The 14,408-nt window shown below is 58.4% G+C and carries 10 protein-coding genes and 1 pseudogene; 3 read left to right on the forward strand and 8 right to left on the reverse strand.

Annotated elements, in window-relative coordinates; all coding sequences use genetic code 11:
• Positions 1–50: 50 nt before the first annotated feature.
• Entirely contained in the window at positions 51–626 is a 576-nt protein-coding gene (locus BSP239C_RS19280; protein WP_101574956.1) for a TetR family transcriptional regulator, read from the forward strand.
• On the opposite strand, the gene BSP239C_RS19285 is transcribed toward BSP239C_RS19280, so the two are convergent.
• The 5 genes from BSP239C_RS19285 to BSP239C_RS19305 all read right to left on the reverse strand — a co-directional run bounded on the left by BSP239C_RS19285 (position 620) and on the right by BSP239C_RS19305 (position 8,142).
• Complete coding sequence (locus BSP239C_RS19285; protein WP_101574957.1) at positions 620–2,116, reverse strand: Ig-like domain-containing protein; 1,497 nt, start codon at positions 2,114–2,116, stop codon at positions 620–622. The two genes, BSP239C_RS19280 and BSP239C_RS19285, sit on opposite strands and share 7 nt — an antisense overlap.
• A 100-nt stretch (positions 2,117–2,216) precedes the next feature.
• Positions 2,217–2,708, reverse strand: a complete 492-nt coding sequence (locus tag BSP239C_RS19290; protein ID WP_101574958.1) for a hypothetical protein — start codon at positions 2,706–2,708, stop codon at positions 2,217–2,219.
• Between the two features lie 37 nt (positions 2,709–2,745).
• Complete coding sequence (locus tag BSP239C_RS19295; RefSeq protein ID WP_101574959.1) at positions 2,746–5,109, reverse strand: hypothetical protein; 2,364 nt, start codon at positions 5,107–5,109, stop codon at positions 2,746–2,748.
• Positions 5,106–6,845: an FtsK/SpoIIIE domain-containing protein gene (locus BSP239C_RS19300; protein ID WP_101574960.1), complete on the reverse strand. Its 1,740-nt coding sequence runs from the start codon at positions 6,843–6,845 to the stop codon at positions 5,106–5,108. Before BSP239C_RS19300 ends, BSP239C_RS19295 begins: the two co-directional genes overlap by 4 nt.
• A 34-nt stretch (positions 6,846–6,879) precedes the next feature.
• A complete protein-coding gene (locus BSP239C_RS19305) occupies positions 6,880–8,142 on the reverse strand; it encodes a hypothetical protein (protein ID WP_101574961.1) in 1,263 nt (420 codons plus the stop codon).
• A 169-nt stretch (positions 8,143–8,311) separates the two neighbouring features.
• On the opposite strand from BSP239C_RS19305, the gene BSP239C_RS19310 reads away from it, so the two are divergent.
• Positions 8,312–9,070 (forward strand): class I SAM-dependent methyltransferase, encoded by a 759-nt coding sequence (locus BSP239C_RS19310; RefSeq protein WP_101574962.1) that lies wholly within the window; start codon positions 8,312–8,314, stop codon positions 9,068–9,070.
• Positions 9,071–9,322: 252 nt separating this feature from the next.
• On the opposite strand, the gene BSP239C_RS19315 is transcribed toward BSP239C_RS19310, so the two are convergent.
• The 3 genes from BSP239C_RS19315 to BSP239C_RS21215 are packed head-to-tail and all read right to left on the reverse strand — an operon-like array spanning position 9,323 to position 14,025.
• Complete coding sequence (locus BSP239C_RS19315) at positions 9,323–12,724, reverse strand: ATP-binding protein (protein WP_101574963.1); 3,402 nt, start codon at positions 12,722–12,724, stop codon at positions 9,323–9,325.
• A 26-nt stretch (positions 12,725–12,750) separates the two neighbouring features.
• Positions 12,751–13,893, reverse strand: coding sequence for a hypothetical protein (locus BSP239C_RS19320; protein ID WP_101574964.1), 1,143 nt, complete (start codon positions 13,891–13,893; stop codon positions 12,751–12,753).
• Positions 13,894–13,896: 3 nt separating this feature from the next.
• A complete protein-coding gene (locus tag BSP239C_RS21215; RefSeq protein ID WP_257930295.1) occupies positions 13,897–14,025 on the reverse strand; it encodes a hypothetical protein in 129 nt (42 codons plus the stop codon).
• A gap of 95 nt (positions 14,026–14,120) precedes the next feature.
• Between BSP239C_RS21215 and BSP239C_RS19330 the strand changes: the two are divergent.
• Positions 14,121–14,393, forward strand: a pseudogene (locus BSP239C_RS19330) (transposase); the annotation flags it as partial.
• Positions 14,394–14,408: the final 15 nt, after the last annotated feature.

Raw genomic sequence — 14,408 nt, forward strand, 5'->3', positions numbered from 1 at the left:
CATGACGACCCCGGCGTCAATAACTAGATGGTTACCTTTAGACTGGGGACATGCCACCAGATGCCACTGACACCAAGCGACGTATTCTCAGCGCAGCGCGTGCCGAGTTTGCGCAATTCGGTCTCGCTGGAGCCCGTGTGGATCGGATCGCTGATGAAGGGCGGGTCAATAAACGATCGATCTACGTCCATTTCGGACCGAAGGGTGACCTATTCGATCTGGTCGTGGCGACAGCGCTGACGGAGATGGCTGAGGAGGTGCCCTTCACTGCCGAAGACCTACCTGCGTATGCAGGAGCACTCTTCGACTATCTCGTCGCCCACCCGGAGATTCTGCGACTCACTTCATGGGCGAACTTGGAAAGAGCTGAGGCCTCGGCCGATGAGATCGAGGCCTACGCGCCTAAGGTCGCCGCCCTCACTGAATTCTTTGGTGACAACGCAGTCGACGTGCTTGCTCTATTGCTCGGTCAGGTCACCGCCTGGCAGTACGCATCTTCTGCGCTTCGAGCCCACTCAACACATGATGAGTGGGCTACGAAACGTCTTCAGCAACACCGCGAAATACTCATGGTTTCGGTACGAGCACTAGTTGGCACCACCTCCACCGTCAATCACACCTACTGAGCTGGAGCTGACTCTTTCGCTGACGGTGCAGTCGGCACCGAAACTGGAGCTGACTTTGTTGGCTCTGGCTCGCTGGACTCATCATGCCTCTCGATGGTGATCGTCACCTTCGCCTCTGCGGTCTTGCCGCGGGAGTCAGTGAGCGAATATTTCAGCGAATCGCTGGTTGAGTCTCCGCCGTCTGGTGTGTAACGGATTGAGGTGCCTTCGACGGCTGCCTGGCCATTCTTTGGAGCATCGACAATTGCGATAGTGATGTCACCGCGGAAGTCATCGTTGCCAGTGACATCGATGAGCACTGAATCGTCTTTCGCAGTGTCAATGGTGGCTTCATCGTCTTCGGCAACAGGCTCAATCGGAGTGAAGACCTCGTAACTGACGCTGACGCGAATGCCGTCGGCACTCTCTTCAGTCTCGACATGAACCACGACGACAGCATCCTCGCCATAGTCACGCAGGAGGTTGAACCGGTCGAGAGCTGAAGCCAACAGCTCATCGATGGCATCGCCGTCCGTGACTGTGACCTCGATCTGGCCGAACGGGTCCGAGGTCTCAAAGGCGTCCTTATCCTCCGGCGCCTTGGTCACGAGCAGTGTGGTCCCAGCTTCGCCGCGCTTGTCATTGAGCCCGTTGACTACCGAATCTTCGGCCACTGGCGGGTACTGCGGGTCGGGATCTTCGCCGTCGTCGTCTCCGCCACCGGTGTTGGCATTGCCATTCGCGTTGGAGTCGGAGCCGTCGCTGTTGCTGGATCCATCCGCGGAGCCAGTCGAGCCACCGTCTGAACTCGAGGCGTCGGATGAAGCGTTATCGCCGCTGCCGTCATCGTTGCCGTTCTGGGCAGAATCGGACTCAGCATTCGAATCGGGGTCACTGCCACTGCCGTCGGAATCGTTGCTGGCGTTGGCCGAGGATGAAGCTGAAGCAGTGTTGGTGCCATCGTCACCGTCCGACGAACCGCTGCCGGCATCATCGTCATCACCGGGGTTCGGGTTCGGTGGGCCTGGCGGGACGATGGGCGAACTGCCTTCGCGATCATCAGAGCCCTTGTCCCCCTCATTGCCTTTCGTGCCCTTGTTGTCGTCTTCTTCGTCGTCATCAGAGCTGCCAGGGCCGGTCGGGTCAGGAATATAGGGCGCGTTGTCCGAAGGTGCCTGCGGCATCGCAAAAGTGTCACTGTCGTCATCTGGCTGGCCGCCCGAGGCATTGTCACGGCCTGGGTCACCAAACGGATTTGAAGTGTCTGACGGCTCGTTCGAGGCTGACTTATCCGTCTCGTCATCGTCGCCCTCATCACCCTCATCGGCGGGGATAGTGAAAGACGGGTTCGGCGTCTTCGAATCTGTGGCCTTCGACTGAGAAGTCGGGTCGGACAGCAGCGTATTCACGGAGCAGGACACCGCTGTGACCAGTAGCGCAAGCACAATCGCAACGATCGCTCCGATCTTCACTTTCGTCGAATTGCCCTTGGAAGTCGTCTCATCAGCCATATATTCAGTGCTCCGTGTGTTGATACGAAAAAGTCCCTACCCCTATCTATGCGCCGATTCTCGGCGCAGTCGACAGGTGCAGGGACTCGTCCGGTCTTCCTCAGCCGTTGTTCTCCAGCACGTTGAGGATCTTCTTGCTGGCCAGAGCACGGATGACAGCTAGTTCGTTGTCGACCTCGATGATCTCAACATTGCCCGTAGGTCGTGGAGTATCGGTGTTCGGCGAGAACTGTGTGCTGGCAACGATGAGCGGGATCTCCTCATGCGTCCAGTCGATGATTTCGAAATCATCCTTGAAGCGCGACAGCAGAATCTCCTCGTCACGCTGCTCCAGATGCTTCTGCCCGTTCTCGGCAAGATAGCCGCCGTAGATAAGCTCGGCGATGACCGGAATGACCGAATCCTCGATCAGAGAGATGCGGGCCTTGAGCGCCTCCGTGTCATCGAGGTCAGAGTAGCCGTCGATGACGAAGTCGAGGACCTCGGAGGCAGATTTGCAGCCGTGGTACTCCGTCTCCTGGGTGTCCTTGTCGAGGGTGATGACGACGAAGGGAAGTGCGGTCAGGTCGGTGTCGTTGTCGATGATTGTCATGGTGTGTCCTTCTGAGTTGAAATTGCGTTCACTAGGTCTATGCCCCATCACCTGATGTTTGTCCGCCACCTTTCGATGGGGCTGGACTCGAGCGGCTGGGCTCCGAGGACTTGGCCCCCGATGGAGACGCTGAGGCACCGGTGGACTGGCCGGATTTCGCCTTTGGTGCGGGCGCCTTCTCGGCACTCGTACCGCCGTCTGATTTCGCCGGAGCCTTCGGAACCGAGGACGGAGAATGAAGCGACTTCGGATTCGAGGCACGTTTCGTCGTCGCGCTACTCGATTTCTCGGGAGCCTTGGCCACTGGTGCTTTTGCCACGGGTGCCTTTGGCGCTGTGGGTGAGCTTGCTGGCTTTTCCACCGTTTTCGTCGGAGCCTTAGCGACAGCCTTCTTCGGAGCCTCAGCCTTGGGTGCCGGAGCTGCCTTCTTTTTAGCGGGCTGTGTGTTGACGGCCTTCGGTGCAGGTTCAGACTTTGGCTTCTCGGCAGGCTGAGTCTCGGTGCCCTTTGGTTTGCTCGACTTCTTCTTCGACGAGCTGTCGCCCGTGGAATCGACCTTCTTCTTAGCTGGCTGAGTATCGACAGCCTTAGGAGCGACCGGCTTCTGATCGTCATCGGACTTCTCGTCCTTGGGCGCCTCTTCACCGCTGGCATCAGGCTTCTGCGACTCATCGTCATCAGTCGACTCAGTGTCCTCGACAGTCCCGTGGGCCATATCGTTCGATACCTTCTCTGAGCCTTTGCCGGCATCATCCTCGGTGGTGGATTCGTCCGAGTCCTCAGAATCCTCTTCGTCGACCGGTGCGATCGCCATATCGTTCGAGACCTTCACCATGGAATCTGGCTTCTTCTCGTCGTTATCGCCAGCTTCATCTGAAGACTTGGAATCATCAGCGTCATCAGATGAGGTTTCATTAGCTTCGGCCGACTTCTCATCATCGTCTGGTTTCGCATCCGCGAGCTCGGCGCTCTTGGACTTCTCGGCTGGGGCGCTGGCGTGGGCTTTGCCGTCCTCACCAATGGTGATGGTGACCTTTCCTTCAGCCTCGTCATTCTGACCGGAGCGATTCTTGTCTCGATCCTGGGTATGACGAACCTTGTAGGTGAACGTCACTTCTTCGCCGGGCTCATATTCCGAGGCGTCGAAGGTGATCTCACCGGAATTGGCATCCCACGTCAGACCTTTGACGTCGTCGCCGGTGACTTCGGTGACTTCACTGTCGAGGACCTTGTCGTTCTTCGTCAGGTCATCAAACGTCAGCTTCACAGACGAACCTGCATCGACGCTGTAGTGGTCATCTTCTGCCTCCGGTGGCTTGAGGCGGTACTCGGTGATCGTCATGGTCGACTTCTCACCATCGCCGACACCATAGAGAGTCAGATCATCGGCATTCGGGTAATTCTTGAGGAACTCCCGCTTCTGCGCGAAGTCCATTTCCGACCACACTCCAAGTGGTGTGCCGTCAGCATCAGTGACCACGATGTCTTTGGACTCGTGCTTCTCATACAAGTCAGCGTCCGGGGCTTCGGTTGAGAACTTGTCCGGGGTGGTGAATGGTGAGTCGCCACGCTTGTCGTTGATGAAGTCAACGAGGTCTGCGACGTCGACGGGGCCATGTCCGTCATCACCACCGTCGTCTCCGCCATCACCGTCGTCTCCGGGGTTATCCGATCCATCGCCGTCGTCACCTCCGCCGTCATTGCCTCCGCCATCGCCGGGGCCAGGATCTTCGCCGTCAGAGCCGCCCCCGTCTCCAGGGGTGTCTCCTCCATCGCCGGGCTCGTCGGTCCCGCCACCGGGGTTGTCGTCGGACCCATCAGAACCGCCATCACCGGGGTCGTCGGTGCCGTCTCCGGGTGTGTCGTCAGAACTGCCGTCGCCAGGTTCATCGCCTGCACCTGAGTCGGACCCACCGTTGTCGCCGGGTGGCTGCGACACGTCGTCAGGATCTTCGGTCGTGCCGCCGCTGTCTTGATCCTTAGCGCCACGCTTATCGTCTGACTTATCGTCTTCTTTGTCATCGGTCTTTGGACCAGTTGGATCCGGGAGCTCTGGTAGACCTGAGTTGGTGTCTGGCAGGGCGTAGTTCTGCTGACCGGGCTCGTCACCACGTTCAGGTCCATACCTGCCATCATCACCGTCGTTACGGTCGGGCAGCCTCGACGTGTCACTGGGATCGTGTGGGGCCGCCCGGTTGTCCTCGCCATCGCTCGATGGGCTCTTGGTCGGCTCATCATCGGCGTTGATCGTGTATTTCGGCTTGTAGTCGCCACTGTCGGACTGAGCCTGTTCGTCATTGACCTGCTCGCTGATGGCATATCCACCGGCGAGCACGACGGCGAGGCTGGCAGCAGCGGCCGCGCCAAGGACGGCCTTGCGTTTCCTGTTGTTTTCTTTCACTGGTTTTCTCCGCTCATCTTGTCAGCGTCGCCTTTGCGCACTGACAGTCGTTTTTGCTTGTTCGCGTATTCGAAAGGTGTCATCTTCTCCCCGGTTTCAGGGTCGATCATGGCTTCAGCCTCCATTTTCTTGCGACGCTTGGCGGTCTCGTCCCCGTCGTCGGACGGGCCTGAGGTGGGGACAAACTGCTCCATCGTGGCCCGTGTCGGTCTCTGCCCCTCGAAGGTGGGCACCTGGCAACGTTCGAGGAAGTCTCCCAGGGACTTCGGCGAAGCGAAGTAGGGCTTGAACACGCACGCCTCATCCCCCTCGTTGGCGGCCGTCCCCACGCCTTTGCCCACCTTGGCGTTGGACCTGATGTGCTCTGGCACCTTCGGCACCGCGGCAGGATCAGGAAAGACCAGCTTTCGGTTGCCCTCAGTCGGGTTTACGCCGAGGAGGATCTTGTTCTGGTGATTTGTCCTCAGTGCCGTGCCGATTCCGGTATCAGTCGAAGCGACCTGCGTTGAGAGGACGAGCTTGATGCCCACGAACCGCATTTCTGCGGCGGTCTTGGCGTATTTGAGTTTCAACACCTCTTTGGACGTGTTCGTATCCTGAGCTTCAATCCGCATCGGATGATCCTTATCGAGGCCTTTGGGCACCGAATCCAAAGCCCACAGGCCGGTGACCTCGTCCATGATGAGGAAGATGGGGCGCATCGTTGTTGCCTCTGGTGCATCTGCCGGCAGCTGAGTCCAGTTCTGAACGTCATACTTCTTCAGTACTTTCGCCCGCGTATCCCCTTCGGCATAAATCTTCGACATTACTGCGGCCGCTTCATCGATCGATTCACATCCCCACCCTTCGGGGCGGACATATTTCTTGCACCAAGTGAAGTCGACAGCTTTCGCCGGGGTGTCGATGATCGCCAGTTCGGCGCCCCGAGAGAGCACTCCGGCGACGATGTCGTTGAGGAATACCGATTTTCCCGAGTTGCTCGTTCCCAGGACAATGGAGTGCATCCCTGATTCGAAATCGATGGTGAAGGGTTCGCCGTGTTTCTCCCCCGGTGCCGGCAAGCGTTCTCCTAGTGGAATCTTCGCCCACTCTTTCGACCCAGGCGCGAACGCAGTGACCTCGTCGTCAGTGGGATACGGGATCAACTGGGAGAAAGTCGGCGGGTCCGAGGGGATGATGGAAGCTTCGAGGGAACGAGGGTCAATGCGGGTGAACCAACCGGGTCCGCCCACAATGTCTGTCGCGACTTCTTCAAGCTTCTCGTCGTGCTTGGACGGCGTGTAAGAATCTGGCAGCTCAAGGTCGTATCCGCCATCAGATCGGGTGGTGATGACAATCGCCCAGGGTTGGACGCCGAGGGCGTTGGCAACAGCGCCTCGGGCGCGCTTGGTGGCCTTGTCGAACTTCTGCATGGTGGCTCGGCCAGGCTTGAGGAATGGTTCGAACTTCGTCAGGTAGTAGCCGGGTTTCATCTTCTCGAACCGAGCGGCAATAGCTGGGGCATCTGACATCTTTGTGCCGTTGGCCAGCTCAAGAACGACCGTCTCACCCTCATCGTTCATCGATGTCATCGAGGTGTGACGCACGGCGACAAGGCGCCACCGCTGCTTGTCGATGTGACTGATCGACCAATCGCTGCCGAGCTCTTCCTTAACCTTGCGCTCCATAATGGCGGCGTGTTTGGCCGGGTCGAACTTAGCGGGGAGTTTGAGTTCCTTCGTGTTGGGGTTGCTCACGGGCCTACCTTCATCGTGGTGTCTCTTTATCTATCTATGCGCAAAGTTGCGTCTCAGTCGGACCCTCGTCTTCTCCGATGACTTCGGCGAAGGTTTTCGAGAGGTTGTCACGGTGATAGGCCTCCTCCCAGATGTCGATGAGCACGCCGGTGATTTCCTCGACCGTCTCGCCCAGCGGCTGCCCGGAGAAGTCGATGACCTGCTGGCACAGCGTGTTGAACTCTCCAGCCTGAATCTGGCGTTTCGCATGGATGTCCTCGTCCCCGTTGATCGAGTTCCACAACGGCGAATGCCTGGATGCGGGTTCGCACTCCTTGGCAAGGAACGAGTCGAAGAGGTCTTTCGACAGCTTCTTCCACTGCGCCGAGTCGTTGGGCGTGACCATGTTCTTCAGATTCGACTGCATCGTCTTCACAGCTGTCTTGGCTGGGATGAGCAACTGCATGACGGCCGCCTCGGCGACGACGGCGATATGTTTGGCCCCGGCTGACGTGAGCAGACGTTTCACGTCTGTAAAGCTCAGGTCATCCCACAGTGCCAATAGGTCGTCGCCGATGTCACTGGGGATCTCGCGGCCCTGAATGAGGTCATAGAAGGCCAACAGTGACCGGTGGGCCAGCTTCGGCTCCTCCCTCAGGCGAGCCAGAATGGACAGTCTTTCCGCGGCGTCAGTGGGCCTCACAAGCGGTGGGAGGTGGAGTTTGCGATGAAGAAACTGGGCGCAGACGTAGATGCGCTCTTCGCGAGACCGGTAGCGCTTGAGGAAGCGTTCGCTCTGGTCGGCGAACTCTTCGAAGACATCGGCTTCGGGTTCGAGGCTCTTCAGCACTTCGGTCTCCACTTTGGGCGGGGAGGTGAACATCGGCTCCGGCTCCTGGTTATCCGCGAAGTACTCACCGACAGACTCGACAGGGCAGTAGCGGTCTTGGACGATGCGGTGCTTCTTCTCCAACGCGGGCTTGGCAGAGAGCATCATGCCAAAGACCCAGCTGGAGAACTTGCGCCCGTCGGCCTTGTTGAAGTCGTAAAAGACGGCATCGTTGAGCAGCTTGTCGAGGACCAGGTCTCGACCCGAGTCGGCAAGGTCCACCATGTCTTGGGTCGACCGGGCACGAAAGTGATAGCTGATCTGTGCGCCGACGTCGGAGCTTACGAAGATCTCAGCAACCTGCCGGCGACCGGCCTCTTCGGGCAGGTCGCCCGAAAGTACGGCCTGGCCAATTGCGGCGATTTCCGCATCGGCCTGAGCGCGGCTGAGCTTTCGTCCGAGAGGCTGCGTAGCTGTCTGTGTCGTCATACTCTCTATAGAGTTCGCTGACAATCGTGGCTACTCAGGCCCAAGAAACTGTGGAGTTGCTCCCTGATTTGTAATGAGGCCCGGATACATTGGGTACGGAGTTTGGCGGTTCGAGGATGACAACCGATGTACCGCAGAAGTGCCAATTAAACACGAATGGATCGAACCTATGACGAACCAATCCGCAGGCTCCAAGGGAGCAGAGTCAGCCCCAGGGCTGGTGAACAATTACGACGCCTTCGCCGCAACCTACTCGGCGGAAAACGACAACAGCCTCGCAAACGCCTACTATGAGCGGCCGGCCATGCTCAACCTCCTCGGGCCAATAACAGGTCGTAATATCCTCGATATCGGATGCGGTTCGGGTTCGCTTACTGCAGAAATGCTCGAGCGCGGTGCTGCCGTAACCGGGATCGATACCAGTATTGCTATGGTCGAGCTTGCCGAGAAGCGTGTCGGTGACGAAGCCAGCCTGATACAGGCCGACCTCACAGACCCGCTACCCTTCGGCAACGCAACGTTTGATGATGCAGTTGCCTCGCTTGTACTTCACTATCTCGAAGATTGGGAGCCTGCCCTGCGAGAGATTCGGCGAGTCCTGAGACCTGGTGGAAGGCTGTTTGTCTCCATCGACCATCCGATCGTGGGCTACACCATTCAAGAGCCTCGACCAGACTATTTCGCGAACACCAGCTACGAGTTCGAATGGGAGTTTGGTGGAAAACGGGTTCCGATGCGCTTTTGGCGTAAGTCCTTGTCCGGGATGCTTGATGCGTTTGCTTCAGCCGACTTCCGCGTCACAAGCATTACTGAGCCCCAACCGTTGCAAGAAGCTCGTGAGGTCTATCCTGCCGGTTTTGACCATTTTTCCACGTCTCCAGGATTCTTGTTCTTCGCACTCGAGACTTCTCCAAGTAGCTCACAGTAACTCTGAGCAGCGCCAACTCACGCAGACTGCATCGTCCGCGTCATCGCAAAAGTCCCACCTATTCAAGCAATTCACACGCAGGGTGGATTGTGCGATCTCGACATCCGCTACTTTGCTCCGTGATATCGAGTTCGTGTAGAGCACACAACCGTGGCGTCTACAAGGTAGTTGCCACGGCTACAGAAACCATGCATCTTGCAAGGCCAAAGGCTTAGCCACCCACGCCCGTGAGGCAGGTGGCCGAATCGGGCCTCAGACGGCCATCTTGGACACGTCGCGCTGATGGAGCCGTTCGTTGCGGCGTGCAATATCGAGTGGATTAGTCGAGATCAGCTCGAAGAACTCGGAAGGAATGTTGATCTCCGTCGGCACTGCACGCTCACCCGACAGGTCCGCGTAGAGGGCCACCGCACCACGGATGACTTCACCCGCCTCATCTTCGCCACCCTCACGCAGAGCCTTGAGCGAATTGAAGTTCGGGATGAGCTGACCGCCATTGCTGATGTGATCCTCAGCTGTGATGCGCCCGATCCTCTCCTCAGTGGGCTCGAGATTGAACAACTGGCAGGCCAGTCGCGCCTCGGTCTCATCCTTGATATGCATGATGAGACCGCGCGAGATGTAACCACTCAGACCTGCATCGACGGCATCTTTGACTCTCTGTGAGTAAAAGATCGGCAGAACCTCCTGGCTTCGTGCCAGGCGACCAAGTCGCTCGACCTCCGAGGCTGAGGATTGCAGGAACGTCCACGCCTCATCAAGGTGAAGGACTCCCCCGCGTCCGGTCAGGGCCATGGCCGATCCGTAGACCATCATGCGCACCAACGCCATCGCCGCACGCTGCTGCATACTCTGGGGGTCATGACCTGGCTGCGGTAGGTCGAGGTGGGATTCTCCGACTTTGATCAATGTCGTTCCCTCAGCAACACCCAGCGGCGCTGTTGTTGGGTCCATCCCGATGACCGACCGGATTGCCGGGGAGTGCGTCGCCTGACGGATACGGGAGATAATTTGGATGAAGTCCTCACGGTCTCGATCGGTGTGAGCGAGTTCGCCCAGATTAGCTTCGACGAAACTCAGCGCCTGCCCCGTACATTGGGCGCCATTGTCGACGCCGAACAACAGGCCCCTGTTGAGGAGAACCTCGTAGTCATCGGCGTCGCGGCCGAAAGGGTTGATCTGCAAGATCGCTGAAGCGGCAAGATCGGCAGCTGACTGGACGGAACCAGCCTCACCCTTATCGGTGTTCTGCTTCATCATGAACCGGATCGGGTCAAAGACACCATCGGACTTGGAAATGTCATCCAAGCTTGCAATCTGACCACCAGAGGCCAGCACCGCCTGCGAATGGTCCGAACCTGTGTTGTGGGTGACGAGGAAGCCACCTGTGAGATACGAGTGGTCGGGAGAATCAACGGAGATGCATTGGACGGGTTCGTAGTCGACTTCGGAGATCGAGACCACTGGCATCGCGCGCTCGGAGTCTGGGACAGCCTCGGGAAGAGCCAAGCCGTCGTCGGCGAACACGTTCAGTGTTCTATCGGCGACGAACGTGATCACCTCATCGGTGGTGAAGACGCGGTATCCGAAAGTGCGAATGAAGTCGACGAGATCGTCTTTGGCCACGCTGGCCGTCATATCAATGGTGACTCGACCACTGCCGGCGACTGTACCCAGCCGCGCGAGGATTGGTGCGATGAGACTCTGACGTTGGACAATGCTGGAGCGGTGGTAAGCAGCCGGAATCATGCGTGATTCAGGACTGCGTGCTGCCATTTCTGGCCAAACGGCAGAGACGGCGTCACCGACATCATCACCGGCGATCCAGGAGCCGAGAGTCTTCGGTTCGACAGGGAGGTCAGTCTCGCGGCCAACGAGCGGTTCGGGCAGTGGCAGGCAGATGTCACCAGTGGCGAACGGATGCTCCCCATATTCAGTCAGGATCTGCGATGTGGTCATGACTCGACGGTTGCCGCCGTCAACGATGATCCACCGGTGCGCACCGTCAGCGATGGTGGACTGACCATCGCCCGTGTGGACGCGGTAGACAGTGGTTTCGTCTTCGGTGAAGATCTTCGACTTCGAAGTCACCTGGTGAACATTGCCGGTGGAATCGATGATCTCGTCGCCGGGCTGGAGTTCTGCAATCGTCTTGCACCCGGAAGGTGTGACAATCGGAGTGTTCACTCCAAGGGCTTTGGGGTCGATGATGATGTTGGGACGCTTCATCAAAGAGAACTGGTGAGCCAACCACAGAAGCAGCAGTGACTTGCCGCTCCCAGTCGCGCCCGGCACGAGCGCCACGGGCAGTCCGTCCTTATTCGACGCCGCGGTGGGCGAAAGATAGGCCATGCGCGAGTCACGTTCGGTCAGTCCCACACTGGCACCTGACTTGTCGCCGACGCGCGAGAGGTCGTTGATTCCCGAGGCGGCGATGGTCGTCATCGGCAGCTCTTGAGCGTAAGGGTTGGCACGCACTGACGAGCCCAGCCAGGTCTCAGCCATGGCCTGCGGCTGGCGATTGATCATCGGGTTGAGCTCGACGATGGAATCGTTGCCCATGAGCGAGAAGTCCTTTTTGCCCGAGAACCCGACCACGATCGAGCAATCGACGATTGTCGCCGGTGCCCCGCGTCCGGCATAGGCGCCTTCCATCGATTGGAGCATCCCATGGTGCTCTTCCTCATCAGCCTGGCTCATCGCGCCTTGTTCCTGGCGTTCCTTGATGTCCTCCATGTACTTCTTGCGGTTGCGACGCAGTTCAGACCGCGTCTGTTTCGCCGGTTCGATCCGGCCTGAAATCGAGACCACCAGGGCACCCGACTGAGTCAGCTGGGACGCCCATGAGGCTTCTGGACTGATTGCGGTGAACTTGTCCGTCGGTTCGATGTCGACTGATGAAACAGCCGCGAAGCTGACGGAGAACTGTCCTTGCATTCTTGGCCACTTCGAGCAGTCGTCAAGGCCGGCACGATCGGCAATAGCCATCGAATCAGTGTCGGAGAAGACATGCAGGTGGTCAGAGTGAGGCATGAACGGGGTATCTGAATGAGATCCGTGATTCCACCAGGCATCAAGGATGCGCATTTCGCCTTCGTCTGGGGCGACCAAACCTGCTCGGTGAAGGGCATTGGAGACGATGGCTGCATCTCGGTCGAAGTCTTCTAGAGGGATGCCACCGGTGACAAAGGATTGCCACGCCGAATCCATAGCGCCCTTGATATCGCGGCCTGCACCCAGCGAATCAACGAGCTTCACGGCCATGACGCAGATCTTCTCGCGCACAACCTTGTCACCAAACCACTCGTTGAGCTTTGACCGAATGGGGTGATCTTTCGGTGCTCGGTAGAGGACTGGAGTGTTAATCGACAGGAACTTCACGACACGGTATCCCGACTTGTTCAGTGCCCGATTCTTGCCAAACGTCGCAGTGATGTGAGCGAGCTCCTGCGTGGCATTCATGATCGGCACACCCGCGGCGTAGCGCTCTTCATCGGACTTCGCATCCGTCATGGGCATGAGCGGGATTTTGCGCACCAACCACACGCCGTCATTGATCGTGCGAATGCGCCCGTCCCTGTAGCGGGACTTGATTGCAGTCGGCCACAGTGGTGACTGGGCAACTTCCAGGGCATTCATCTTCTTCTTCGCCATGTGCCTCTCCTCGTTGTCGCGTCTAGTTACTGATTGCCGTCAGCGTCGGCATCGGAGGCAGAGTCCTCACCGTCTGGCAGTGGTGCTACGTCATCGCCGGGCTGGTCACCGGACGAATCTTCACCGGTCGTGTCGTCGGATCCATTGGCGTCATCTCCGCGGACAATCTGGTCGTTCATTCCGGTGACAGCGTTGCCATACTTCTTCAATTCCTGCCCCTCTCCGGGACCGCCCCAGGCGACGACCTTCGGTGAACCCGATTGAGCGTCAGTGATGAGCAGGTCATAAGTCAGTACGGGCATCTGAGCGGTCTGGTCTGTGGCGCTTGCGCCGGTGCTGGCCCATGTTGGTGTGATCTCGACTCGAGCCAGCATCGTGGGCCCAGGGACGTCATCTCCGTCTTCGTTTTCGGTAAAGAACGCCGAATTGGTGACTTCGACCTCAGCGGACTCCACACCTGCCAGCGGCAAGTACACGTGAGATTCGTTCTGATCTCCGACGATCTGGCGCAGCTCGTCACTGTTTCCGGAGACGAACGCTTTCTGCCAGGACACGATTGCCGTGTTGACCGAGTCGGGGACATTGCCCGAGTCAGTCATCCCCGGCCACGGAGAGTCGGGTTGAAAATCGGTTTCAGTGATCGGCCGCGGCATGAGGGAAGGGTCGCCGATGATGTGCGGACCTGTTGATTCGTCGATGGCAACCTGCACGTCGACCCGGTACAGGGCGTTGTCTGGACCTTCGACGCTGAAGTGGTGGCGTTCAACGCTGTAGGTCGGCGGCTCGTAGCTGGACTTGTTCTTCTCTTCGTCGCTGACTTCGGGGAACGGAACGTCGCTGTAGCCGTCCCAGCCTAAGAATTTGCCTTGCGGCAGGGGTGAGGGTTTCTCGGCCAGCCAGCTTTGGACTTCGGAGACGGCGACGGCTTTGCCCTCAGTAGTCAATGTCGGCTCAATAGGGTCCGGCTGTTCGGGGATGAGTGCCAGGGTGCCGAAGGCCGCACAGGCAGCGACGATCGCTGCAACTGGCGAGTATTGCGCCGCTACACGCAGTCGGCGGTACTTCTTGGACTGTTGGACGAGGTCTTCATCGCCTCGGGGCAGGCTTGCGGCTTCCTCAGCCATGTCGAGGAACGGATCGTGATCGTCCTTCTTTTTGAAAAGTCCCATGTCTTAGAGTCCTTGCATCCGTCGCATGTAGGTGCGTTCGGCGGCTTTGGCGACGCCGGGGTCGTGGTCGGTCATCAGGAAATCGAGAGTGTCGTCGGGGGTAGCGGCGTCAGCAGCGAGAGCAGTGCGCACGAGTCCGAACGGGTTGGTTGGGTCCCCGAGTAGGAGTCCGGTGACTATGTGAGTTTCGCATCCGATAATGGATGCAAGGAGGAAATTCACAGATCATGGCACGTAGACATACCCCGGATCAGGTCATCGCGAAAGTGCGTCAGGGCCAGAAGATGCTCAATGAAGGTCGCCCGATGATCGAGGTCATCAAGGAGCTGCAGATCACCGAGGCGACCTGGTATCGGTGGCTTCAGCAGTACGGGTCCGAGAAGAACGCCACGCAGACCAAAGCGGTCAAGGACCTCGAGAAAGAAAACGCCCGATTGAAGAAGCTGGTGGCGGAAAAGGAACTGGCCATCGACATTTTGAACGAGGTGGCGCGGGGAAAATTCTGAGCCCCGAAC

The organism is Brevibacterium sp. 239c, from assembly GCF_900169365.1.
Taxonomy (GTDB): Bacteria; Actinomycetota; Actinomycetes; order Actinomycetales; family Brevibacteriaceae; genus Brevibacterium.